Origin of the sequence: Niallia sp. FSL W8-1348 (assembly GCF_038006745.1) — a bacterium.
GTDB lineage: Bacteria > Bacillota > Bacilli > Bacillales > Cytobacillaceae > Niallia > Niallia alba.
In genome coordinates, this window is sequence record NZ_JBBOVV010000001.1 from 150,283 (window position 1) to 174,502 (window position 24,220).

Genomic DNA, 24,220 nt, shown 5'->3' on the forward strand with positions numbered 1-24,220 from the left:
AATAATATTTGTTGCTTTTAGCAAAAAAAGAAATTTTAGATTCTCTCCGTTCTTTCCTCTATTTCAATCTATAAGCTCCCTTCATCTCCTTACAAAAATTAATAGCAAAAAGATATTTAGGGCATACTATCATCAGTTTAATAAATTGGAGGTCCATCTATGAATAATAAGCAAAGATTAACTTCTTCAGAAATTACAGGATTGTGGACGCAATATATTCAAAATACCATGTCGACTTGCATTAGTAAACATGTTTTAGCAACAGCTAAAGATCCAGAGATTCTTTCTCTTTTTAAATTTACTTTAAATCTCTCTCATAAACATTTAGAAATGGTTAAAGACTTTTTTAAGTCTGAAAATATAGACCTTCCAAATGGATTTACAGAAAATGATGTTCATTTAAATGCTCCGGCTCTATTTACAGATAACTTTTGGTTAATTTACATACATGATATGACCTTGCATGGTCTATCCGGATACACTCTTTCTTTTAGTAATTCCGCCAGAAAAGATGTCCGAAACCATTTTTATCAATGCAATATTGATACAATGGATCTTTATAATAAATCAATTGAAGTTCTATTAGATAAAGGAATCTATCAACGATCTCCTTATTTTTCTACAAAACAAACTGGAAAGTCTCCTACCCAACTAACCTATATAATGGACTCATTTGGAGACAAAAGGCCTTTGAATACTATGGAGGCAGGAAATATTTATTTTAATTTAAAGAAGAGCATTGTAACGAAAACACTACTTAATGGGTTTAAACAAGTTATTCAAGATAAAGAAATTCTTAAGTTTATGGAGCAGTGCTCACAAACAATTCATAAGAACATCAGTATTTTCACTTCTTTATTTGAAAAAGAAAATCTTCACTCTCCAAACTTACTAGATGGAGAAACAACAAATTCTGTAGTTGCACCTTTCTCAGAAAGACTAATGACCTTTCATATAGGTTTTCTATTTCATTTAGCAGCAACGTATTATACAACTGCCATGATAACAAGCATGAGAATAGACATACTAGGACATTGCGACGCAGCCATTTTAAGAGATTTAAAAACAATTTCGTTGTTCGGTAAACTAATGATTAAAAAAGGATGGATGGAGCAATTACCAGAGGCAGATGACCGAACAGAATTAACTTAATTTTATATTTACATTAAGAAGAACAAGAAACATAAATAAAAGAGATGCCGTTTTAAATGGACATCTCTTTTTTAACCTTTCATTTGAATTAATCGTAATCCATTTAAAATAACGATTAAAGCTGCTCCTGTATCGCTTAATACTGCCATTCAAAGAGTTAACATCCCGGGAATATCATTACTAACGCAATAATTTTAATAAGAATAGAGAACCAAATATTTTGTTTAATGATTGCTTACTTAGTTTGATGGTGTGTGGAAGGATTTTGAAGGTCTTCTTGCACTAGCCAACCTTTATAGTAAAAGAAACTTAAATAACAATTAGAAAAGGAAGCTTAACCTCCAATATAAACACTTTCACATGTTCCAGCTTTTGGTTCATAAAAACAGTGATCTTTATATTGACCTGCAAAAGGTTGGTCATACCATGTTGGAGGGCACGGAGCATATGGATTAAAATACCAAAGAGCATATTTCCCTGGGTGCTCTCGCCAATAATCTAAATTTTGTTTTGCTAATTTCTTTTCAGCAGCTCTGGCTCTTTGATAAAACACATTCCCTTTTTGAACCGCTTCAAAAGAATAATTTCCTCCTTGTACTTGAAAAATGACTTGTGAAATGGTTCTTAAATCTACAAAATCTGTACAATCCGCTTTAAGGCGATTAACAATTACATTTCCAACGTATAACATTCCTTGCGGTCCTTCACCTTCGGCTTCTGCTCTCATCATCCTTGCCATTAAGTCAACATCTGAACTTTTGTAACTTACTCTTGGCATTTTGTCACCCCTAAAATATAGTATGAAAAAGTCTTTATTGAAAAGTTCTTATTTTATAGTTTTATTCAACGAAACCCCCGTAAATTCCCCAAAAAATAAATGTTATTCCTAAATTAAGAAAGAATACTAGTCCTTATGTATTAGATCAACGAAAGCCTTCCAGAAAAATAGTTTAAATGAAGCTATCACAAGATGATTGTTGAGATTTAACAAAAAACCAGAGTAACAGGAGAAACTCTGGTGAAAATTTATTATCTATTTAAATTCACTAGTGTTGCATTAATTTATTTTCATTATTAAAAATACTCAAAATGTTCAATTTTATTATTTTGTGCAAAGAAAAAGTCCTTTATAATGGATAAGTCAGGTGGTAACCCGTCCAAATCCACTAAAAAAGGACCAACACATGGACAAGATTACACGAAAAACTTCATTTGGACAATGGTTTTCACCAATAAATCTTCAACTTTTTGAAGAAACCGTGAAAACGTTGAAATTAGATTACTATACGAAAAAACTAAAAACAGACTCATTTCTAAAATTACTCCTTTTTGCACAGCTACAAGAAGTCGAAAGTTTGCATGAGCTAAGCGATTGTCTTTTCGACGACCAACTACAAAAAGGCATTGATCTTGATTCAATCAGTATTTCTCAGCTCTCACGCCGATTAAACGGTATAAATCCAGATTTATTTCAAAGGCTTTTCCTTGATTTAGTCGCACAAATTCATGCAAAAACACATTATACAAAGCTTATTATGCCGTTAAAAATCATTGATTCAAGCACATTGCCACTTAATTTGACCAATCATAAATGGGCAAAGTTCCGCAAAACAAAAGCGGGTGTCAAGTTGCATTTGAGACTTGTGTTTATGGAAAAAGGGAGTTCCTATCCTGAAAAGGCTGTTTTAACAACGGCAAAAGAACATGATCGTGGTCAGCTTGAAATCATGGTTGATGATAAAGAATGCATGTATGTGTTTGACCGTGGCTACCTAGATTACGAGCGCTTTGACCGAATGACAGATGATGGTTACTTTTTTCTTTCAAGGCTACGGAAAAACGCAGTCATACGGGAAGTTTATAATTTTAAACTACCCGAGAATTCAGCTGTTTTGTCAGATCAAATGGTGTTGATTGGTACGACTCAAAACCGTGCTGAAAATTACTTTCGTCTTCTAAAAGTGATGGATTCAAAAGGAAATGAACTGCATTTAATTACCAATCGTTTTGATTTGAGTGCCGAAGAAATTTCAGAGATGTACAAATCACGGTGGGCAATTGAGTTGTTCTTTAAATGGATCAAACAGCATCTCAGCATCAAAAAGTTCTACGGTCAAAGTGAATGGGCGATTCAAAACCAAGTGTTTATCGCACTGATTGTTTTTTGCCTACATGTTCTCGTACAACTTGAAACAAGAAGTAAGCGAAAAACCTTACAAATTAGCCGTTATTTAAGGGCTGCATTGTGGAAACCAGCCCATATCTGGCTTCGAAAGATTGAAGGGAAAGCCATCCCTTAATAAGCAAATTGTTGTTGTCGCACAAGTCTAATTGTAAAAAAAACCCAAATGGATGGAGCCACCTTTGAATAGGTATTTACCTTTTTGGCTCTAAACAAGGAGGATAATCAGACTGAAAATTGCGACAATATTTATGCAACACTAGTGATTTAAATTGGGATAAGTCATAGAAAATCATGAGAAATAGGTAAGCTAAAACTTTTTTCGCTTCGTTTGATAACTATCTGACTTTTAAAATAATTTTCCCTTTTGCCCTGCCAGACTCCGCATATTCCATCGCCTTTTGAGCATCTTTAAAAGAGAATACTCTATCAATTACAGGTTTGATTTTACCAGTCTCTATAAAGTCTGCAATGATTTGTAATTGTTCTCCACTTGGCTTCATAAACAAAAACGTATATGAAACATTATGTTTTTTTTCAAGTGCCGTAAGTTTATGACTTGCTGCTGAAAACAATAATGTTTTAATAAATCCTGAACCATATTCTTTACCAAAACGAGCATTCGGCACTCCCGAAACGGAAACAATTTTTCCTCCGCCTTTAATAATATCGAATGATTTTTCGAGTATCTTGCCCCCAAGTGTATCAAATACGGCATCATAATCTCTCAGTATCTCTTCAAATTTTTCTGTTTTATAATTAATAATTTCATCTGCACCAAGAGATTTTACTAAATTCGTACCAGCTTCACTAGCAGTTGTTGCAACAGTGGCACCCATTAATTTTGCCAGTTGAATGGCAAAGGTTCCAACTCCACCAGCTCCAGCTTGAATCAAAATCTTTTGTCCTTTTTTTAATTGCATGATGTCGTGTAACGCTTGATAAGATGTTAAGCCAACCAGAGGGATTGATGCAGCTTCTTCAAAACTCAAATTTTTAGGTTTTAAAGCTATATCATTTTCATGAATAGCAATATATTCTGCGAAAGTACCAATCTTACTCTTACGTGGACGTCCATATATTGCGTCACCAACTTTAAAACGCGTCACTTTTGAGCCAACCTTTGCCACAATACCAGAAAAGTCATTACCTAGGATAAGCGGCATTTTATACTTAACTAACAATTTCACTTTCCCATCCCGTATTTTAAAATCAATAGGATTAAAACTAGCAGCATGAATTTCTGCGAGTACCTCATATTCACCCATTTCAGGTGTGGGCATTTCTGTCAATTGCATTGGGACTTTCCCATACCGATCTATAACCATTGCTTTCATAATCTATACCTCCAAATAATGTATATTTCTATTTATAATTTCAATAAAAGTCCTTCATTAACTTTTCAATATCCAACACAAGCGTTTTTAATAAACTTAATTTCGTCCGTACATTAATATAATAAAAGTTTTTTGTTCCTTCTTTACGCATTAAAATAATACCAGCATCTCGCAAAATTTTAAGATGATGTGACACAGCAGGACGAGAAAGATGTGTTTGCTCCGTAATTTCACCGACACGTAAGCCTGTTTGACAATCCGTTCCCATTAAAACTAACAAGATAGATTGCCGTGTTTCATCCCCAATCGCCAATAGTACTTGCTGACAATTAACAAAATCTTCTTTGATAATAGCTAGTTGATCCTGCTTATTCATTCATTTAATACCTCCAAATTCGGTTTAATGGTTTAAGTTGACGAACCATATTACCGAATCCAATACTATATTATTATTGGATTCGGTGCAATATTGAGAAAGAAAATCGAGACGAATCAAATCATGTGTTTAAAATAAAACCCTAGGCAAATGGCTAGGGTTTGTAAAGCATACAGCGTCTATTAAAAGAGAGAATATTTTCTTTAATATCGACATACCGGATAGCTGATTGTATTTTATTCCTAATGAAAGCTGCTTGTTAATTTAACCAGAATAGGAAGCAACTAAGGATTTTTTGAATTCGTTCTTAAAGCAAACTTTCTTCTAAAACCTTCATTTTATAAAAATATTCTTGTTTATTCATTAAATCGTTATAAGAACCACACTCAACAATTTCTCCATGGTCCATTACAATAATTTGATCCATATGCTCTAAACCATTTAAGCGATGGCTAACTAAAATAAATGTATCCTGTTCAGCGTATTTAAAAATTTCCTGATAAACACTTTGTTCTGTCTGTGAATCGAGCGATGAGGTTGGCTCATCTAATAACCATAGATGCCCTTTTTTCAAAAATGCTCTTGCAATAGCCAACCGTTGTTTTTCACCGCCTGAAAGATTTTCTCCTTTTTCTAACACGCGATGATCTAGTGAAAAATGTTCTAGCTTCACTTTTGCTAATGCTGCTTCCATTTGCGTGTCACTAAGTTGTGATTCAGCTAATTGAAGATTTTCACGAATAGTGCCGTAAAAATAATAATTTTCCTGTAAAACAACTCGCGTTTGTTCCCAGATTGCCTCACTAGATACAGTCGACGTGTCAAAATCTCCCCAATAAATCTTTCCATCATCTACATATTGTAACTTTAAGATTAGCTGAAGCAAGGTGGATTTTCCGGAGCCACTAGCACCGACAATCGCTGTCTTTGACCCGGCTGGTATCACGAATGATAATTTTGGAATCGTTTTACGCCAATCCCCCATATAAGTGAATTGAACATCTGTAAACTGTAATGACGGTGCAAGGCTAGGTAATTTATTTATAGGAATCTCCCTACTATCTTTAACGAAACTCGAGTCTTCAACTACTTCATATAACCGTGTTGATGCATCTCTGCTTTCTTGCATATAAATAGGAAAAACAGCCATCGGTGCAGCAGACTCAAAGACAGTTAAAGAAATCATGACAAGCATCGCCAAGAATATCCCCTCAAGCATCCCATTTGCAACGAAATAGGCTCCAACTCCTATGACAAGCCAACTTGTTACAAAAGTCATAAAACCATTAAACGATTGACTAGATACTTTATTTAAATTTTCTACTTTTTGTTGGTTAATATACGATTCAGAATGACTTAGAAGCTGTTGTTGTTTACTTGGTAATTGATGAAACAGCTTTAATTCACGAAATCCATACATTACCTCTGTAATATGTGTTGATAGATTACCACGCTCCTGCCTCACTTTCCCCTTAATCTTAACTTGCTTTAAGGAAAATAAGGCCGGAATGATAATAGTGGTTAAAAAAAATCCAAGTAAGAGAATCACAGCAATTGCGAGTGAATAAAAGCAAACAAAAAAGATGGTACTGACAAAAACAAGCAAAAGAACTAACGGAGGATAAAACACCCTTAAGAAGAAATTTTGCAGGCTTTCTACGTCTCCAACAACACGAGCCAATAAATCCCCACTTCTATACTTATGAAAAATTTGGGGAACAAGTGGCGTTAATTTTTCATAGAAAGCTATTCGTAAATTACTTAGAATTGTAAATGTTGCGCGATGGGAATAAAGTCGCTCTCCATACTTTGCTCCTGCTTTAACAAGACCAAGTAACTTAACTGTTGAAGTCAATATAATTAATGTATAAAAGGGAGGAATTAATGCAGACTTAGATATTAGATAACCGCTCGCAGCAAATAAACCGACACTGCTAATTCCAGCAATAAAACCGCATATGACAGCAATGTTAATATCTTTTTTCTCCATTAACATCAATTTTATTATTTTCTGCAGTGCACTCACTATTTTCCCCTCCCTTTTTGGATCATTACTAACTCCTTATATGCCGGTGAATTTTCTAATAATGACTCGTGTGTTCCAACAGCTTGTAGCTGTCCATTTTCTAAAAAAAGAATTTGATCAGCATTTTTTATCGTATGTAAACGATGTGCTACAGTAATCACCGTTGCTGTTTCATTTAATTTCTGAATCGATTGCTGTAAGATTTTTTCAGTAGCTAAATCAAGTCCACGCGTTGGTTCATCCAACAATACAATATGTGGTTTTTTTAGAAAAGCACGTGCAATAGATACTCTTTGCTTCTCTCCACTGGAAAGTCCTCTTCCTGCTTCGCCAATTCTAGTATCAAAGCCTTGTTCTAATGTTTCAATCAGTGATGCAAGTCCCGCTAATTTCGCTGCTCCCTTAATTGCTTCTAAGCCAACCTCTTCTGTAGTACCCATCGCAATATTTTCACCTATCGTTCCAGAAAAAATATAAGGGTTTTGTGATATATAAGAAATTTGTCCCAACCAAGCAGATTCTGTATATTTGATGAGATCTTCTTGATTAATGTAAACCGAGCCCTTGTCAGGAGTAATCATACCTGCTATTAAATGAAGTAAGGTTGTCTTTCCTGCACCACTAGCGCCTACAATAGCAATTTGTTGCTTAGGTAAGAAAGTCGCTGTCACAGTTTGCAATCGAAAATTTGTATTTGAATAAGTAAAATTCACTTGATCAAGCTGAATAGTTGGTGGCTCTTTCCACTCTGGAAAAGTTTGTTTTCCCCATAAAGTAGGTTCATCTTCTTCATCAAACACTTCCAATACTTTTTTCGCTGCTCCCATGCTGCTTCTACCATTATGAAACGTTACTCCAAGTTCTTTTAATGAAGTATAAAATTCCGGAACCAATATTAAAATCAGAAATGCAGTAAAAAAAGAAATACTTTCATATATAATTAATTGAATAGCAAGTTCTAAAGCTACAATTCCAATACTTAACATTGATATAAGTTCAAGTGCAAAAGATTGTGTAAAGGCTATTTTCAATATTTCTAGCGTAGTATCGCGAAAGCTTAAACTACTTTTTTCTAATGCTTCTTTTTGCCGATTTGTTTGTGCAAATAGCTTTAATGTTACAAGCCCTTGTAAGGTTTCTAAAAACTTACCAGAAAAAGAAGCTAGTTTCTCCAACTTCTCCTCTGATTTTTTTTGTGTTTTAATACCAATCACTATCATATAAATTGGAATAAATGGAGCAGAGACCATTAAAATAATGCCTGAATTCACATGCTGTGTAAGGATAACGATAAGCATTAAAATTGGCACAAATGTACTCTGCATAACCTGTGGGATAAACTGACTATAAAAACTGTCCATTTCATCTACACCATCAAGCAGCATACTTACTTTTTTCCCCGTCTGACCTTTTTCAGCTAATTGGACAGAATTAGCAACATATTTTTTTAATAAAGTCTTACGTGTATCAGACTTTACATCGCTCGCAATCGTAACACCAATCCGCTTACTTACATAATCCGTACTGGACCTTACAAATAAAATCGCAAGTAACATTAGCAGCCACGGGATAACTGCTGAAAACGTCTGGTTTTTTAGAAACACACCATCGACAATGCTTGTCATCACATAAGCCTGTGCAACAATTGCGATACCCAGTATCAAGGTTAATCCAAGTAAATAATAAATCTTTTTCTTATGCATCCAAACCGTTTTCTTTAAATTTTGCATGAACGATTCCGCCCTCTAATTTAGAATTTAGCGTATTCATCATTTTTTTCCTTTGGCATAATCTGCATCAAATAAAAATAAGCGCATCAATAAGATTAGGGAAGGAACTAATAATAAAAGTCCCCCAATAAAAGCAATTATAAGCGCCAGCGCCATGGATGGATTTGTAACACTATCTTCTATATTGATGTATGGATAGAGCAAATAGGGGTACTTAGCCATTCCGTATCCGAAAAAGGCAAAAAAGAATTGCAGCATAATTGCAATAAAGGCCGTACCATAATTTCTGCCAATATATAATAGACTAATACCAATTAAGAAAAACCCCATCGATAGACCAAATATCCACCATAAATCCAACATATTTTCGTAGTTAACCCGATTTCTCTCACTTAAAGCAATCATAGTTGTTAACGCCATAATAATGGTTGGCGTTGCCCAGAATAATGCCCATTTTCGTACCAACTGTAGTGCTGCAATATCTTTTGCTCTTGATGCATAATAGGTAATGAAACTTGCACTAATAAATAAAACAGAAACAATAGCTAACGCAACAATACTCCATGCTAATGGACTAGTAAATAACTCAAAAAACTTTAAAGAAACATGACCATTTTGTTCAGAAATAAAGCCCCCTTCTGAAATCGTTAAGGCGACCGATAACGATGCAGGAATGAATAGCCCTGTGGCTCCATATAGAAACATATAGATATTACTTTGTTTTGAACCATAATTTTCAAAAGCGTAAAAGGACCCTCGAATTGCTAACAAGATAATGGCAAAACTTGCAGGTACAAGTAATGCTGATCCATAATAATAGGCTGAAGACGGAAAAAAACCGACGATTCCCACAAAAAAGAAGACTAAAAATACATTCGTTACTTCCCAAACAGGCGATAAATAGCGCGAAATAATTTGATTAATGATATGGTCTTGCTTTGTAATCTTTGCATAGTAAGCAAAAAATCCTGCACCAAAATCAATAGATGCGACAATTAGATATCCGTATAAAAACAACCATAACACCGTAATTCCGATTACTTCATAACTCATTTTTTAACCCCCTCTTTCCATTCAGGGTAATGTTTCTCCAACTCAAGTTCTGCTGGATTATCTTTAAATAATTTTCGTAAAGTTATCGTAAATAATGTCCCGAGTACAATATACAGTGCTAAAAATAAGAAAAACATATGCAAAATATATGGTGAGGTAGTTGCTGCCTCATCAACAGTCATGTAACCTCTTACGATCCAAGGCTGTCTTCCTAATTCTGCAAAAACCCACCCAAGTTCCACAGCTAACATTGCAAGGGGACCACTAATGGCGATTAGCCAAAGCATAAATCTACTGTGTTCGTTCCAGCGTTTAAACCTGTTTAACACAATATACAAAAAGGAAATACCTAATAGGAAGAAACCAATGGATACCATAGAATCAAATAAATAGTGGATGATTAATGGTGGTCTTTCCTCTTCTGGTGTGGCTTCCAAACCAGTTACCTCACTCGTAAAGTCACCGTGTGCTAAAAAGCTTAAAAATCCAGGTACTCTAATCGCTCCAACGACTTCATTCTCTTCATTCAACCATCCAAAAAGAAGGAGATCAGCATTCTCTTCTGATTCAAAAAGCCATTCTGCCGCAGCTAACTTTTCTGTCTGATGTTTTGCTAAATATTTTGCCGAGACATCACCTGCTAATGCAGTTATCACTGAGAATATAAACATAGCGATAACCGTCATCTTTAGTGCTTTCTGATGATATTCACGAGCCCCTTTGTTTCTTAATAGCGCAATCGCAGCAATCGTTGCTAAAATAGCAGCAACTGTTAAATAGGAACCACCTAACACATGAAAAATTCTCGTTGGTGATGATGGATTTAACATTGCTTCTAACGGATTGACCGCTACAAATTCTCCACCGACCATCTTAAAACCATTTGGTGAATTCATAAACGAGTTTACAGTAGTAATAAAGACTGCTGACATACCCGCCCCAATCACAACTGGCAATGTCAATAACCAGTGCGTATATTTACTTTTGAAACGATCCCATGTATATAAATAAATGCCTAAGAAAATAGCCTCAAAGAAAAACGCAAAAACTTCCATAAATAATGGTAAGGCAATCACATTACCTGCCAGTTGCATAAAGTTTGGCCATACTAAAGATAGCTGCAGGGCAATTGCTGTCCCAGTTACTACTCCAATTGCAACAGTAATAACAAACCCCCTAGACCATCTTTTCGCTAATAATTCATAGTGTTTGTCTTTTTTTCTAATGCCGATAAATTCAGCTAATGAAATAAACAATGGTACTCCGACCCCTAATGTTGCAAAGACTATGTGAAAAATTAGGGTCATTGCGGTGATTAATCTACTAATCGTAACCGTATCAAAATCCATGTTTTCCCTCCTCTTTAGTTTTTATTAGGATGTTTTCATAAAGTTTGTGGGTATTAACCCGCAGTCTGAAAACATTTCGCTTTCCATGAAGCGAGCGATCTCACCTGTCTTGCTAATACCATAGGAGTCTAGATGAGTTCAGGTTGCTCATAGATTAAACAATTAATTTTCCTCTTTTAGTAAGTGAAATAATGAGCATAATAAAGCTGTATCATCATCTATATAAACTTTCTGGAATTTATTAAATTCTAACTCCATTTATATTCATGATTCTCTTTTAGAATACCCAAATTAATCTACACTTATGTACTTTACTAACTATACAAACACTAAATAAACATTAACACTATTATTATGATGTTAACACAGAAGACAATCATTAAAATGTGTACATTTTGAGAAGGATTTTTCTTCCATTTGTTTTTACAACATAACGAAAAGGACCAATTCATCATTTGAATTGGTCCGAAAACATTTTAAAGGAGATCACTATGTAATTTTTAAAATTATCTTCCAGTAACTATAATAATTACTTATTCATTCCTTCAAGACCTAATAAAATATACGCATACCAACATAAAGAATGAAATTACGATAATGCTTGCAACCCATAACCAAGCCATATCCATATTGCCTGAATCGATCGCAACATAAATAGCTGTTGGAATGGTTTGCGTTTTGCCAGGAATATTTCCTGCAAACATTAAAGTTGCCCCAAATTCGCCTAATGCTCTGGCAAAACTCAACATTGCTCCTGAAACAATCGATTTAAGTGCAAGAGGCAAAGTGATGTACCATAATACTCTAAATGCATTTGCTCCATCTACACGTGCAGCATTTTCAATATCACTATCTACAGCCTCAAAACCGGTCCGAGCAGATTGATACATAAGTGGAAAAGCAACAATTGTTGAGGCGATCAGTGCAGCCCACCAAGTGAATAAAACAGGTTGGTTAAAAATCCATTCCATTAAATGGCCAACTGGACTGTTCCGACCAAAAATCATAAGCAGCAAAAATCCGACAACTGTGGGAGGTAACACTAATGGTAATAAAAATATTGTATCAACGAGAACCTTCCCTTTAAATTTTCTATTAGCCATAACTTTACCAAAAAACAACCCCAAAACAATTACTAATATAGTGGAGATAGATGCAATCTCAATGGATAATTTAACAGGTGACCAAAAGTTACTTGCCATTTTTTATTACTTAAGATCCTTAAATCCGTACTCTTCTAAAACCTTTATTGCTTTATCGCTTTGTAGATAATTATAGAATAGTTCGGCTTCTCCAAGATGGGAACTATTTTTTATGATCCCAACTGGATAGATAATCGGATCATGTGAATCATCTTCTGCTGTAGCAATAATTTGCACTTTTTCAGAAGTTAAAGCATCTGTTTTATAAACAATACCGGCGTCAACATTAGTCGTCTCCACATATGTAAGAACTTGGCGAACATCCTTTGCATAAACAACTTTTTCCTCTAGTGTACTCCAGAGGCCTAAATTTTCTAATGTGTCCTTACCATATTGTCCTGCTGGTACGGATTCTGGTGTTCCAAGTGCTATTTTAGTTGCTTTTGGTAAATCTTCAAAACTTTCGATCCCCTTAGTTGAATCTTTCGGTATTACCAATACTAAGTCATTTCCGACTAAATCAATCCCATTACTCTCTTCAATAAGTCCCTCATCCACTAAATTCTGAAATTTATCCTCGGCTGCTGAGAAGAAGATATCTACAGGAGCCCCTTGAGAAATTTGTTGTTGGAGTGCACCTGATGCCCCAAAATTATAATTAAGTTTTATAGTTGGATTTTCCTTTTCAAACTCTGTTTTAATATCCGACAACGCATCTTGCAAACTAGCAGCAGCAGAAACGGTCAACTCCACCTTCTCTTTACTCGTGTCTTGATTGTTATCCGCTGTCTCTGTTTGTTCATTAGTTGAACATCCAGAAATAAAAAGCAATAGTATTAGCATACAAGATAACGCTTGATAAATTTTTTTCATTTCAAATCCCCCTTTTTTATAATTAGTTATAATTGATTATAACTAATTATAATTACTTATTATATCGAAAATGAAAAAATTCTTATATTTTTCTCTATATAAATGTACTTTGGGAGAATTATTAAGTTAAAATACAAAATGGAGGGATGTAAATGTCAAAAGAATTTTCCTATACCATTGAAGAAGTGTCTCAACTTTTAAAAGTATCCAAATTAACCCTTTACGACCTTGTAAAAAAAGGAGAACTTCCTGTATTCCGAGTGGGAAGACAAATGAGAATAGATGCTAATGATTTGAATACGTATATTAACAGACAAAAGAACAACCAAAGCACTATGGCTCAACCATTCGAACCGAAAAGGGAAACAAAAGATCCTTTTAGCATAGTAATTAGTGGACAAGATATGGTTCTTGACATACTTGGAAGATATATTGAAAGAAATTCCCCCTATCATGCATTGCGTTCCTATACAGGAAGTTTAAATAGTCTTATATCCATGTATAATGGGAAAATGGATATTGTTAGTTTACATATGTTTGATGGATATACAGGAGAATACAATGTCCCTTATGTCAAGAAAATTTTAGTAAGCCGCCCATATATTCTACTCAATCTTTTATCTAGAAGAGCAGGTTTTTATGTAAAAAAGGGAAATCCCTTAAACCTTACTTCATGGACTGATTTAAGGAGAAAAGATATAAGAATTATTAATAGAGAAAAAGGTTCGGGAGCTCGGATATTACTTGATGAGCAGCTAAGAATTAACGAAATTCCTTCAGGTGAGATCATAGGATACGATCAGGAAGAAACTAACCATCTAAGCGTCGCTTCCGCTATCTCTACTGGAATGGCAGATATAGGAGTGGGCATTGAAAAAGCCGCCAAAATTGTTGGAATTGATTTTATACCATTAATTACAGAACGCTATGATCTTGTAATGATTAAAAATGATAGTACGGAACTGCTGATTAACACAGTGAAGAATATTCTATCCTCCAGCCAATTTCGGAAAGAAATTGATTCTTTGGGAGATTATGATACCTCTATAACGGGCGAAATTATTTATGAAACATTTTAAAAAGAATTACTTCGCTTCTTTTAGAGTATTGCAGAAAATCTCACGACCAATAGAGCCTAAATACACTTCTTGTAGACCAAGATAAAAACTTTATACAAAAAAAAACAGTTTCGCTATGACGAAACTGTTTTTTTTTGCATACTTTTATCGTCTTATTTCATAAAGTGAAGCTTCCTGTGACTGCTAAACTAGAGTAGACAGTTTTTGCTAGATAAAAAGAAACACTTATTTACCCAAATATACAAATATAAGTACCATCCATTGTAAAATGTTTATATCAAAACATACTCATCAGTGGAGGTAGCAAAAGGTGGATAAGTGGGAAATGTATATGGAAATACATCAGCTAATAAAAAAGGGTTTTAGCAAGAAAAAGGTAGCAGAAAAACTAGGAATCTCAAGATCAACCGTTCATCGTTATCTAAATCAAAACCACCAGTGTGAACTGGTGGTTTGCTCTGCGGCTAAAAGCCTCTCTTACCGGCCTCGGCCTTAAAGGCCCACTGAAAAGGTTTCCCTTCTGCACCACATTCACTCACCAATTCTAAAGAATTTCTTTATTTACTTCCGATTTTTCTCACCCGTGAACGGATCGAATTCTTCGAACAACGTTAGCTGATCAGCCATATAATCTTCTTTCAGCTGATTTCTTATATATTCTTGTATTTGTTTCTTATTTCTCCCCACGGTATCAACGTAGAAACCACGACACCAAAATTTACGATTCCCATAGCGATATTTCAAATTCGCATGTCGATCAAATATCATCAGGCTACTTTTTCCTTTTAGGTAACCCATGAACTGCGATACACTTAATTTTGGTGGAATACTAACCAACATATGGATATGATCCGGACAGGCATTTGCTTCATGTATAATGACACCTTTTCTTTCACATAGCTCTCTTATGATTTGTCCTATACTCTTTTTGTATTTGCCATAAATAATTTGCCTTCTGTATTTTGGGGCAAAGACTATGTGATACTTACAATTCCATGTTGTATGTGCTAAACTGTTCATGACCTTCATAAGGGCATACCTCCTTCTTGCGTGAGATAAAGTGGTCGGGAAACCAACTTTATCCTACCATGAAAGGAGGTTTTTTTGTTACCTCGCTATAAGCTCTCCGGAACCCCCGGCATAGCCAGGGGTTTTCGAAACCATCAAAAAGAATCCTTCGGATATGTCTGAGTGGGTAGACTCTCTTCAGTCGAGAAGTAAGAAATTAGATCCTTATAAAGAACTAATTTTATCCTGGCTGAGAGAACATCCAGATATGTCAGCTGCACAAGTAGAAGACTGGTTAAAAGAGAAGTATGAAGATTTTAAAGTAGGTGAAAGTACGGTTCGCTCCTATGTTAAAGAGCTTCGAGACGAATATAAAATAAAAAAGGAAACTTCACCACGAATCTATGAAGCTATACCAGATACACCAATGGGTGAGCAAATTCAAGTTGACTTTGGTCATACTAAGCAAAAAACTAGTGATAATAAAGAAGTTAAACTTAACTTTATTGCCTTTGTATTATCCAATTCTAGGTATAAGTATAAGGAGTGGTTAGATAGGCCTTTTACTACCCAAGATGTGATTGCAGCACATGAGAATGCATTTAGGTGGTACGGAGGGATACCAGGAGAATTAGTATATGACCAAGATAGTTTAATTGTGGTAAGTGAAAATGGAGGAGATTTAATTCTAACGCAAGAGTTCCAACAATATAAAGAATCTAGGAATCTAACCCTTCGTGTTTGCCGTAAGTCGGATCCAGAAAGTAAAGGAAAAATTGAAAATGTAGTTGGTTTCATTAAACATAACTTCGCTAAACACCGAGTCTTTCATAACATTGATTCCTGGAATGAACAAGGATGGGAATGGCTTAATAGAACCGGCAACTATAAAGTTCATCATACAACAAAAAAGAGACCGGTCGAAGTGTTTTCCCTGGAAAGACAACACTTACGACCAGTCACCAAAAATCTAGATGTAAAATATAACTATGAAACTAGTATATCAAGATGCGTCCATAAGGACAATACTATTCGTTATTTATCGAATCGTTATTCTCTTCCATTGGGGACGTTTGGCAAATATGAAACTGTCTGCATTAAGAAAACCGAAGAAAAGGAATTAATCATTTATAGCCATGAAACAGGAGAAATCATCGCAAAACATACTATCCCTGACGGGAAGGGATTATTAATTAAAGACAGAAAACATAGCCGAGATAGAACAAAAGGTATTGATGCATTTATGGATACCGTTGCCCAACAATTTAATGACAGTGAGATAGCTTATGATTATTTACAGACAGTAAAAGATAAATACCCTCGATATATTAGGGATCAGCTCCAAATGATATTAAAAGAGACAAAAGTAAATAACAGGGAAATTCTATCGGCAGCATTAAATGAATGTATAAAAAGGAGCCTTTATGGTGCGACAGATTTTAGCGATGTCGTTGCCTATTTAAAACGACACCGACAAGTTGGAGATACGGTGCATGATACCGCTGAGAATGTAACACACATAAAAGGAGTTTCTGGTTGGATTATGGAGACGGAGGCTCAAAAAAGAGAAGTGGATGCCTACACTGCCATATTGGAAGGTGAACCTGTATGAGTCAGCTAAATCAATTACAAGATTTGATGAAGACATTACGTTTAACAGAAACAGCAAATCACCTTCCTGCATTAATAAGAGAGGCTGAGCAAAAGGATTCGTCCTTTACTCAGTTCCTCTTCGATGTAGCAAAATATGAACAAACTCGAAGAGAAGAAAAGCAATTAGAGAAACGATTTAAATGGGCTACATTTCCTTTCCAGAAGACATTAGAAGAATTCAATTTAAAAGAACAGAAGTCATTAAGCAACAAATAGCTAAATAGATTAAAAGATTTAACCTGGATAGAACAATTACACAATATCATTCTATTGGGGCCACCAGGTTGCGGGAAAACCCACATTTCAATCGGGTTAGGTATCGAAGCGTTAAACCAAGGTTACAAGGTGATCTTTACTACGATGGGAGACCTTATCAATGTATTGAAAACGGAGGAAATCACACGTAAATCACAGACAAGAATGAAAAGAATAAGAGACGCTGACTTAGTTATTATTGATGATTTGATGTTTATGGCGATGGATCAGCAGGAAGCTAATATATTTTTTCATTTAATCAATGACTTATATAATCAATCGTCCATCATTTTGACATCAAATAAAGCCCCCAAAGAGTGGGGAGAATTATTAGGTGACCAAGCAATTACAACAGCTATACTAGATAGAATTTTACATCGGGTTGAAATAATTCATTTAAATGAAGATAGTTATCGAATGAAACATAGATCGACCATATTTGGGCAAGAAAGTGTTTCAAATTAATGAGCATAAATTGTGTCTTTTTACTTGACGGTCACACTTCCATCAGCGGGGGGATTTCCTTCATTTCCCACTGAGGGTTTTCCTATACCCTTTTTCTGATAATCAGGATGAACTACTATATCTTGAATATAGAAATAAATAGCCCCATCGCCAACAATTCTGCCCATCCCTACAATTTGTTCATTATCTTTGATTGTGAGGCAGTAAATAGAATTACTTAAGGATGTCTCCGCCACTTCAAAATTCATATAATCAGTCCATCCCACAGAGTCACACAAATATTTGTATTCTTCCAATGTTGGCATATTCGCTTCAATCTTAAAGTTTTTCAAAATGTTTCTCCCATCCTCCCACACTATCTAAATTCTACTAAGCTTCTTATCTATGCTATTACTCATTATATCAAACCTTTCCTTCTTTAACTTCATACATAATAGCTTCGTAAGACCGCAATTTTATCTTTTTTAGATCTAAACTTGAGTTATTGTAATTACTAATTAATATCTCTGCTTTTGAGTTATTAGACATTTCATAAGAAAACTCTTTTTCATGCTCGTAAAAGTTACAAACAATTAAAATTTTCTTATTCTCTAAAATACGTTCATAGGCGTAAATACTGTCATCCTCAGGATTGAGAAGATGATAAGTACCATAAATAAGAGTAGTATTATTCTTCCTCATATTGATTAATTTTTGGTAGTGATAAAAAATAGAATTTTTATCATTGAGAGCATTTTCGACATTGATAAAAGTGTAATTGGGATTTAGTTTCATCCATGGTTTCCCTGTAGAAAAACCTGCATTTTTTTCATCAGACCATTGCATCGGCGTTCTCGCATTGTCTCTTGCTTTCAAATAAAACGATCTCATAATTTCTTCTTCACTAAAACCAGCTTTTATCCGTTCTTTATAGATATTTTGAGTTTCAATGTCGATATAGTCATCAATTGAGTCAAAAGCAGCATTCGTCATACCAATTTCTTCTCCCTGATAAACATAAGGTGTACCCTTCATTCCATGTAATAAGGTTGCCAACATCTTCGCTGATTCGACCCGATATTCACGATCATTGCCCCATCTAGATACAATCCTTGGTAAGTCATGATTGTTCCAAAATAGGCTATTCCACCCTTCTTGATCAAGAGCGTATTGCCATTTACTTAATACCTGTTTTAACTCGACTAATTCTAATTTCTTTAAATCCCATCTTTGCTTACCTGGTACCTTATCTAATTGCATATGTTCAAATTGAAACACCATATTTAATTCTTTTCGGTTAGGATCAGAATATAATTTTGCATTCCCTGTTGTTGCTCCCCATGTTTCCCCAACAGTTAGTAAATCGTGTTTTCCGAAAGTATTATGATACATTTCTTGCAAATAACCGTGTAACTTGGGACCATTTTCCTTAATAAGGTTATCTGGTTCCTTCCCTATTAAATCAATGACATCCATGCGAAAACCACTTATACCTTTATCAATCCAGAAATTCATCATGTCCCAAATGCTCTGTTTCATCTCTTCATTTTCCCAATTTAAATCAGGTTGCTGTTTGCTATAAAAGTGTAAATAATATTGACCTGTACTTTCATCATATTCCCAAGCTGATCCACCAAAATTAGAATTAAGTTCATTTGGCTCCTGACCATTTACCGAATCACGCCAAATATAATAATCTCTAAAGGGGTTATCTTTTGATTTCTTAGCTTCAATGAACCATGGATGCTGATCTGAAGTGTGGTTTACAACTAAATCCATAATAATTTTTATGCCTCGCTCATGACTCTCCAATAACAGTTTATTCATATCATCCATTGTTCCATATTCAGCCAAAATAGAATGATAGTCACTTATATCATAGCCATTATCAACATTAGGAGATTCATAAACAGGGCTTAACCAAATAACATCAATCCCTAGTTTTTTCAAGTAATCTAATTTTTGTATCATACCTTTTATATCACCAATTCCATCACCGTTACTGTCATTAAAGCTACGAGGATATATTTGGTATATTACACTTTTATGCCACCATTTTTGCTGAAATTTTTCCATTTGGATCCCCCTTTTTGTATTAGACTCATTAATTCAGTATAATTAATTGCTATTATTACTTCTTGCACTTTTATAAAAAAAATAGCACTATTTTCACTTTAGGAGAAAATTTATGAATAAGAAAACTTTAAAAGAACAGTCCACACATGGTACTCCATTATTTCCGTTGCACATATACAGCAAGGTTAGAGAAAGAGAATACCATGTAGACTTCCATTGGCATGAGGAACTAGAGTTTATTTTTGTTGAAAACGGAGTAATGGAGATAACTATAAATGCAGAAACATTACAAGTTGCAAAGGGGCAGTTTCTTTTTATCAATTCTGGTGACTTACATAAAGTTACCTCAAAAGGCCCCTCCATTCACCATGCCATAGTATTTCATCCGCAAATATTAAATTTTGACTATCCTGATATAAGTCAAAGTTCTATTATTAATCCTATCAGTAAAGGATTTCTGCGTTTTCCATCTACTGCTGAAATTAAGGAGGACGTAAAGAAATATATAGTCGATAAGCTTAAAACAATCATTGCATTAAACAATGCTGAATCTGACTTAGCTGCCTTAAGAATTAAGATCACATTGCTAGAAATTATTTTAGGGCTTTATGAGAACCAACTTTTTGGAAAATTACAAACGAACATTAAAGAGAAGCAAGAAAACATAATCAAAACCACCAGTGTGAACTGGTGGTTTGCTCTGCGGCTAAAAGCCTCTCTTACCGGCCTCGGCCTTAAAGGCCCACTGAAAAGGTTTCCCTTCTGCACCACATTCACTCACCAATTCTAAAGAATTTCTTTATTTACTTCCGATTTTTCTCACCCGTGAACGGATCGAATTCTTCGAACAACGTTAGCTGATCAGCCATATAATCTTCTTTCAGCTGATTTCTTATATATTCTTGTATTTGTTTCTTATTTCTCCCCACGGTATCAACGTAGAAACCACGACACCAAAATTTACGATTCCCATAGCGATATTTCAAATTCGCATGTCGATCAAATATCATCAGGCTACTTTTTCCTTTTAGGTAACCCATGAACTGCGATACACTTAATTTTGGTGGAATACTAACCAACATATGGATATGATCCGGACAGGCATTTGCTTCATGTATAATGACACCTTTTCTTTCACATAGCTCTCTTATGATTTGTCCTATACTCTTTTTGTATTTGCCATAAATAATTTGCCTTCTGTATTTTGGGGCAAAGACTATGTGATACTTACAATTCCATGTTGTATGTGCTAAACTGTTCATGTCCTTCATAAGGGCATACCTCCTTCTTGCGTGAGATAAAGTGGTCGGGAAACCAACTTTATCCTACCATGAAAGGAGGTTTTTTTGTTACCTCGCTATAAGCTCTCCGGAACCCCCGGCATAGCCAGGGGTTTTCGAAACCATCAAATAAACGTTACTCCCCAACCCAATATAGAAAGAAATTTTATATGGAGAATTGCAATAATGGATTACTCTTAAACTAACCTGATGTTCTTTGCTTAAGTAAAGAATTCATTTCATCAGCAATAAGTGGTAAATATTTATTCAATAGAACAAGGATAAAGACTCTCAACTCCAACTACCACTTTCTTCTTACTCCATGAGATAGTGGCGTTCATTCATCTGGTGAAAACCACTTTTCCTCTTACTCTACAAAATAGTGACGTTCATTCATCTGATGAAAACCACTTTCCCTCTTACTCTACGAAATAGTGGCGTTCATTCATCTGATGAAAACCACTTTTCCTCTTACTCTACGAAATAGTGGTGTTCATTCATCTGATGAAAACCCACTTTTCCTCTTACTCTACGAAATAGTGGTGTTCATTCATCTGATGAAAACCCACTTTTCCTCTTACTCCACAGAATATTGGCGTTCATTTTACTTATGAAAACCACTTTTCCTCTTACTCTACGAAATAGTGGCGTTCATTCATCTGATGAAAACCACTTTCCCTCTTACTCTACGAAATAGTGGCGTTCATTCTATTGATGAAAACCACTTTTCCTCTTACTCTACGAAATAGTGGTGTTCATTCATCTGATGAAAACCACTTTTCCTCTTACTCCACAGAATATTGGCGTTCATTTTACTTATGAAAACCACTTTTCCTCTTACTCCACAGAATATCGGCGTTCATTCTGCTTATGAACGCCTGTTTCACTCAAGCTCCCGTTAATGGATTTTTAAAGTATTTCTAATACTTCATTAATTGCCCAGCTTTGATGATCATGAAATAAACTTTCTACTGCTTGAATTGGTTCCATCCATTTAAGAAAATGACCTTCTTCTGTTGGTTCACCTATTTGTTTTACCATATTGCATAAATAGAAATATCCTTCACTAAGATAATATTTATATTCATTTGTAGAATAAAAATATCTTCGAGCATTCCCTATGAATGGACCTATTTCTATTTCCATTCCCATTTCTTCCAAGGCTTCTCTTATTTAACACTCTTGGTGTGTCTCCTTGTTTTCTATTCCTCCACCAGGGAGAAAGTATTTGCCATCACTAGTTTGCATGATGGCAATTTTATCTTTCTGATTATTAAATATTATACAATAAGCCGCAGACCTCTTTATCTATTCTTTGCCTTCTTCTATTTCGCCAAACGAGATTATATTCAAAATTTCCACCTCTAGATTTATAAACTTTTTTCATTCTTCTTCCATTTACTTGTACAATAAAGCTTCTATACTTTATTAACATTAGGTGAGGGTGAATCTAATAAAGTTTAATCACGTACCATTACCATCAGAGACCTATCCACCGTTTTCTGAATCTTGTATAATCGTAGTTATCCAATTTCCAACCATTTTCTCTCCTTCTTCATAATTACTTATCTCATCAGGCAATATTTCCATCGTCTGATACTTCTCTGGGAGATTATACACTTTTCTCCTTAATTCTTTGTTTCTATCGATTCATCATCTATAAGTATTACTTTCTTATTATCAATTGTGACAAATGAACGAGCTGTATATTCTATCTGATTTATATAAACATAGTAATGGCTTCTGTGATTCGGCTTGCAACTAATATGATGCCCCTTCAACTTTGTGAAGCTTTCTTAAACATTTCGAACTGTTTTGATAACAGATAAAATTCTTCCAAATAGTATTTGTTCTCAATATGCTTATCTTTGTTTATATCAAACGTGTCAATAATTAACTTTACATCAGGACTGCTGGGGATATTTTTGACTTTATCATTCCAAAGTTTTCTATACGGCATTAACAATTCTTTCACTAAAGCATCTATTTTTTCATGCTCCAGATCAGAGCCATAGTTTACTAGAAAAATAGGCTACAATACAGGGATCTCCCTTACCTATCAAAATCAATTATTATCTTCTGCTCAATCTAAGGAGTCTATCTCTTTATTTTTGTGATTCTTTGTTGCCTTAATAGCGAAGAACTGCGGAATCAAATTCAACAGACTAACCAAAATTAATAATTGATATGGAGATATTGGCTTAAAATAGCCCTCCCATCTTTCGTTCCCTGCCATCTCGCTGATAAAATAAAAAGAAATGATGACAGATAATAGATTACCAATTATAAGAAAAAGTGTATGGCTGTATGCTTTCCCGAAGTAAGCAAGAAACACAGTCACCACAATCATTACTACATAGCCACGCATGGAACCATTTGCAAAATCCTGATACATGGAAAAATAAACAAAAGGAAAACAATATAAAATAACAAGCAGAATTCCTATTAAAATTTTTTTCATTTGCCACCTCTCTTACATAAATATTGTTCATCATTCCCTATTCCGTAATCACTTCAATATCCTCATACGTAGGTTTTTCCTTTGTGTAGGTAATCCAATATTTATATTCTCTTGAAAAATTAGCTGTAAAATGTTCTATATAGGTTACTGCCTTTGCTGATTCTCCCAGCACTTTTACTTCTTTAATAGTTTTATCTCTAAATGGCAAGGTAATGGTAACAGAAATATCCTCTCTTTCAAATATCATAGATGTATCACTAGAACCCATACGATCCTCTGGACCCGCTACCCATTTTAACTTTCCTTCTTTATTCTCTAAAATTACTAAGTCAGGATTATGCGTGTTGCCACTTTCATGTTTATTTTTAAAAATAACATAAATGAAATCATCTTTTAGGTCATAATCAATTATTTCTTGATTCTTTAATTTGTTTTCTGCCATTACATTCATGATTTGTTCTTCAAGTGATCCAGTATCTGTTGATTTTTTCCCATCATACTCTTTCCCTTCATCCAAACACCCTACCAATACGAACAACATTAATAAAGAAAAAAATATCTTTTTCATATAATAACAGCTCCAGACAGTTTTCTTTAATATACGGTTTAGAATAGAGAAGAGATTCAATAAGTGATGTTATTATACAATTTTTACACTATATGGATTTTTTGTAAGATGGGTATTTCTAATGAATGAAAGATTATATATTGGAAAATTTCTTGAACAAGTGTTATTGTAAAATA

At 34.5% G+C, this 24,220-nt stretch carries 20 protein-coding genes and 3 pseudogenes; 7 read left to right on the forward strand and 16 right to left on the reverse strand.

Annotation, left to right across the window (positions count from 1 at the left end; all coding sequences use genetic code 11):
- Nucleotides 1-159: 159 nt before the first annotated feature.
- Nucleotides 160-1,152, forward strand: a complete 993-nt coding sequence (locus tag NST60_RS00870; protein WP_016204690.1) for a DUF3231 family protein — start codon at nucleotides 160-162, stop codon at nucleotides 1,150-1,152.
- 334 nt (nucleotides 1,153-1,486) lie between these two features.
- Here the strand turns inward: NST60_RS00870 and NST60_RS00880 are convergent, their stop codons facing one another.
- Complete coding sequence (locus NST60_RS00880) at nucleotides 1,487-1,930, reverse strand: cell wall hydrolase (RefSeq protein WP_016204691.1); 444 nt, start codon at nucleotides 1,928-1,930, stop codon at nucleotides 1,487-1,489.
- 406 nt (nucleotides 1,931-2,336) lie between these two features.
- Between NST60_RS00880 and NST60_RS00885 the strand changes: the two genes are divergently transcribed.
- Nucleotides 2,337-3,452: an IS4 family transposase gene (locus tag NST60_RS00885; protein WP_016201461.1), complete on the forward strand. Its 1,116-nt coding sequence runs from the start codon at nucleotides 2,337-2,339 to the stop codon at nucleotides 3,450-3,452.
- A 220-nt stretch (nucleotides 3,453-3,672) separates the two neighbouring features.
- Here the strand turns inward: NST60_RS00885 and NST60_RS00890 are convergent, their stop codons facing one another.
- The 8 genes from NST60_RS00890 to modA form a co-directional block, all read right to left on the reverse strand.
- Nucleotides 3,673-4,671 carry an NADP-dependent oxidoreductase gene (locus tag NST60_RS00890; protein ID WP_341097992.1) on the reverse strand — a complete coding sequence of 333 codons (999 nt, stop codon included), beginning with the start codon at nucleotides 4,669-4,671 and terminating at the stop codon, nucleotides 3,673-3,675.
- A 40-nt stretch (nucleotides 4,672-4,711) separates the two neighbouring features.
- A complete protein-coding gene (locus NST60_RS00895; RefSeq protein WP_016204693.1) occupies nucleotides 4,712-5,047 on the reverse strand; it encodes an ArsR/SmtB family transcription factor in 336 nt (111 codons plus the stop codon).
- Between the two features lie 307 nt (nucleotides 5,048-5,354).
- Entirely contained in the window at nucleotides 5,355-7,073 is a 1,719-nt protein-coding gene (gene cydC, locus NST60_RS00900; protein ID WP_016204694.1) for a thiol reductant ABC exporter subunit CydC, read from the reverse strand.
- A complete protein-coding gene (gene cydD, locus NST60_RS00905; protein ID WP_016204695.1) occupies nucleotides 7,073-8,803 on the reverse strand; it encodes a thiol reductant ABC exporter subunit CydD in 1,731 nt (576 codons plus the stop codon). The genes cydC and cydD overlap by 1 nt, the downstream gene beginning before the upstream one ends.
- A gap of 39 nt (nucleotides 8,804-8,842) precedes the next feature.
- A complete protein-coding gene (locus tag NST60_RS00910; protein ID WP_016204696.1) occupies nucleotides 8,843-9,856 on the reverse strand; it encodes a cytochrome d ubiquinol oxidase subunit II in 1,014 nt (337 codons plus the stop codon).
- On the reverse strand, nucleotides 9,853-11,205 hold the full coding sequence (locus NST60_RS00915; protein WP_169188419.1) for a cytochrome ubiquinol oxidase subunit I: 1,353 nt from the start codon (nucleotides 11,203-11,205) through the stop codon (nucleotides 9,853-9,855). Before NST60_RS00915 ends, NST60_RS00910 begins: the two co-directional genes overlap by 4 nt.
- 545 nt (nucleotides 11,206-11,750) lie before the next feature.
- Entirely contained in the window at nucleotides 11,751-12,407 is a 657-nt protein-coding gene (gene modB, locus NST60_RS00920) for a molybdate ABC transporter permease subunit (protein WP_169188418.1), read from the reverse strand.
- 6 nt (nucleotides 12,408-12,413) lie between these two features.
- Nucleotides 12,414-13,220, reverse strand: coding sequence for a molybdate ABC transporter substrate-binding protein (modA, locus tag NST60_RS00925; protein ID WP_016204699.1), 807 nt, complete (start codon nucleotides 13,218-13,220; stop codon nucleotides 12,414-12,416).
- Between the two features lie 152 nt (nucleotides 13,221-13,372).
- Between modA and NST60_RS00930 the strand changes: the two genes are divergently transcribed.
- Both NST60_RS00930 and NST60_RS26705 read left to right on the forward strand, forming a co-directional pair.
- On the forward strand, nucleotides 13,373-14,299 hold the full coding sequence (locus NST60_RS00930) for a substrate-binding domain-containing protein (protein WP_169188417.1): 927 nt from the start codon (nucleotides 13,373-13,375) through the stop codon (nucleotides 14,297-14,299).
- Nucleotides 14,300-14,630: 331 nt separating this feature from the next.
- A complete protein-coding gene (locus NST60_RS26705; protein WP_445304402.1) occupies nucleotides 14,631-14,795 on the forward strand; it encodes a helix-turn-helix domain-containing protein in 165 nt (54 codons plus the stop codon).
- 65 nt (nucleotides 14,796-14,860) lie between these two features.
- Here the strand turns inward: NST60_RS26705 and tnpA (NST60_RS00935) are convergent, their stop codons facing one another.
- Entirely contained in the window at nucleotides 14,861-15,328 is a 468-nt protein-coding gene (gene tnpA, locus NST60_RS00935; protein ID WP_341097993.1) for an IS200/IS605 family transposase, read from the reverse strand.
- Nucleotides 15,329-15,482: 154 nt separating this feature from the next.
- On the opposite strand from tnpA (NST60_RS00935), the gene istA reads away from it, so the two are divergent.
- Both istA and istB read left to right on the forward strand, forming a co-directional pair.
- The gene (gene istA, locus NST60_RS00940; RefSeq protein ID WP_341097994.1) at nucleotides 15,483-16,919 is read left to right on the forward strand and encodes an IS21 family transposase; all 1,437 of its coding nucleotides are present in this window, start codon (nucleotides 15,483-15,485) and stop codon (nucleotides 16,917-16,919) included.
- Nucleotides 16,916-17,680: pseudogene (gene istB, locus NST60_RS00945) on the forward strand (IS21-like element helper ATPase IstB). The gene istA and the pseudogene istB overlap by 4 nt, the downstream one beginning before the upstream one ends.
- Nucleotides 17,681-17,757: 77 nt before the next feature.
- On the opposite strand, the pseudogene NST60_RS00950 reads toward istB, so the two are convergent.
- A pseudogene (locus NST60_RS00950) lies at nucleotides 17,758-17,985 on the reverse strand (GNAT family N-acetyltransferase); the annotation flags it as partial.
- 97 nt (nucleotides 17,986-18,082) lie between these two features.
- Entirely contained in the window at nucleotides 18,083-19,735 is a 1,653-nt protein-coding gene (locus tag NST60_RS00955) for a glycoside hydrolase family 13 protein (RefSeq protein ID WP_254415004.1), read from the reverse strand.
- 112 nt (nucleotides 19,736-19,847) lie between these two features.
- On the opposite strand from NST60_RS00955, the gene NST60_RS00960 reads away from it, so the two are divergent.
- A complete protein-coding gene (locus NST60_RS00960) occupies nucleotides 19,848-20,525 on the forward strand; it encodes a cupin domain-containing protein (protein WP_341097997.1) in 678 nt (225 codons plus the stop codon).
- A gap of 13 nt (nucleotides 20,526-20,538) precedes the next feature.
- Here the strand turns inward: NST60_RS00960 and tnpA (NST60_RS00965) are convergent, their stop codons facing one another.
- The 4 genes and pseudogenes from tnpA (NST60_RS00965) to NST60_RS00985 form a co-directional block, all read right to left on the reverse strand.
- Nucleotides 20,539-21,006 carry an IS200/IS605 family transposase gene (gene tnpA, locus NST60_RS00965; RefSeq protein ID WP_100525941.1) on the reverse strand — a complete coding sequence of 156 codons (468 nt, stop codon included), beginning with the start codon at nucleotides 21,004-21,006 and terminating at the stop codon, nucleotides 20,539-20,541.
- Between the two features lie 918 nt (nucleotides 21,007-21,924).
- Nucleotides 21,925-22,323: pseudogene (locus NST60_RS26710) on the reverse strand (NUDIX hydrolase).
- A gap of 775 nt (nucleotides 22,324-23,098) precedes the next feature.
- The gene (locus tag NST60_RS00980; protein WP_101729995.1) at nucleotides 23,099-23,476 is read right to left on the reverse strand and encodes a hypothetical protein; all 378 of its coding nucleotides are present in this window, start codon (nucleotides 23,474-23,476) and stop codon (nucleotides 23,099-23,101) included.
- A gap of 37 nt (nucleotides 23,477-23,513) precedes the next feature.
- Nucleotides 23,514-24,044: a hypothetical protein gene (locus tag NST60_RS00985; protein ID WP_016201231.1), complete on the reverse strand. Its 531-nt coding sequence runs from the start codon at nucleotides 24,042-24,044 to the stop codon at nucleotides 23,514-23,516.
- Between the last annotated feature and the right edge of the window lie 176 nt (nucleotides 24,045-24,220).

What these genes read in the sequence shown, in the direction of transcription:
- NST60_RS00870 (WP_016204690.1), top strand. Translation starts at nt 160, where the DNA reads ATGAATAATAAGCAAAGATTAACTTCTTCAGAAATTACAGGATTGTGG.
- NST60_RS00880 (WP_016204691.1), bottom strand. Translation starts at nt 1,930, where the DNA reads ATGCCAAGAGTAAGTTACAAAAGTTCAGATGTTGACTTAATGGCAAGG.
- NST60_RS00885 (WP_016201461.1), top strand. Translation starts at nt 2,337, where the DNA reads ATGGACAAGATTACACGAAAAACTTCATTTGGACAATGGTTTTCACCA.
- NST60_RS00890 (WP_341097992.1), bottom strand. Translation starts at nt 4,671, where the DNA reads ATGAAAGCAATGGTTATAGATCGGTATGGGAAAGTCCCAATGCAATTG.
- NST60_RS00895 (WP_016204693.1), bottom strand. Translation starts at nt 5,047, where the DNA reads ATGAATAAGCAGGATCAACTAGCTATTATCAAAGAAGATTTTGTTAAT.
- cydD (WP_016204695.1), bottom strand. Translation starts at nt 8,803, where the DNA reads ATGCAAAATTTAAAGAAAACGGTTTGGATGCATAAGAAAAAGATTTAT.
- NST60_RS00910 (WP_016204696.1), bottom strand. Translation starts at nt 9,856, where the DNA reads ATGAGTTATGAAGTAATCGGAATTACGGTGTTATGGTTGTTTTTATAC.
- NST60_RS00915 (WP_169188419.1), bottom strand. Translation starts at nt 11,205, where the DNA reads ATGGATTTTGATACGGTTACGATTAGTAGATTAATCACCGCAATGACC.
- modB (WP_169188418.1), bottom strand. Translation starts at nt 12,407, where the DNA reads ATGGCAAGTAACTTTTGGTCACCTGTTAAATTATCCATTGAGATTGCA.
- modA (WP_016204699.1), bottom strand. Translation starts at nt 13,220, where the DNA reads ATGAAAAAAATTTATCAAGCGTTATCTTGTATGCTAATACTATTGCTT.
- NST60_RS00930 (WP_169188417.1), top strand. Translation starts at nt 13,373, where the DNA reads ATGTCAAAAGAATTTTCCTATACCATTGAAGAAGTGTCTCAACTTTTA.
- NST60_RS26705 (WP_445304402.1), top strand. Translation starts at nt 14,631, where the DNA reads ATGGAAATACATCAGCTAATAAAAAAGGGTTTTAGCAAGAAAAAGGTA.
- tnpA (WP_341097993.1), bottom strand. Translation starts at nt 15,328, where the DNA reads ATGAAGGTCATGAACAGTTTAGCACATACAACATGGAATTGTAAGTAT.
- istA (WP_341097994.1), top strand. Translation starts at nt 15,483, where the DNA reads ATGTCTGAGTGGGTAGACTCTCTTCAGTCGAGAAGTAAGAAATTAGAT.
- NST60_RS00955 (WP_254415004.1), bottom strand. Translation starts at nt 19,735, where the DNA reads ATGGAAAAATTTCAGCAAAAATGGTGGCATAAAAGTGTAATATACCAA.
- NST60_RS00960 (WP_341097997.1), top strand. Translation starts at nt 19,848, where the DNA reads ATGAATAAGAAAACTTTAAAAGAACAGTCCACACATGGTACTCCATTA.
- tnpA (WP_100525941.1), bottom strand. Translation starts at nt 21,006, where the DNA reads ATGAAGGACATGAACAGTTTAGCACATACAACATGGAATTGTAAGTAT.
- NST60_RS00980 (WP_101729995.1), bottom strand. Translation starts at nt 23,476, where the DNA reads ATGAAAAAAATTTTAATAGGAATTCTGCTTGTTATTTTATATTGTTTT.
- NST60_RS00985 (WP_016201231.1), bottom strand. Translation starts at nt 24,044, where the DNA reads ATGAAAAAGATATTTTTTTCTTTATTAATGTTGTTCGTATTGGTAGGG.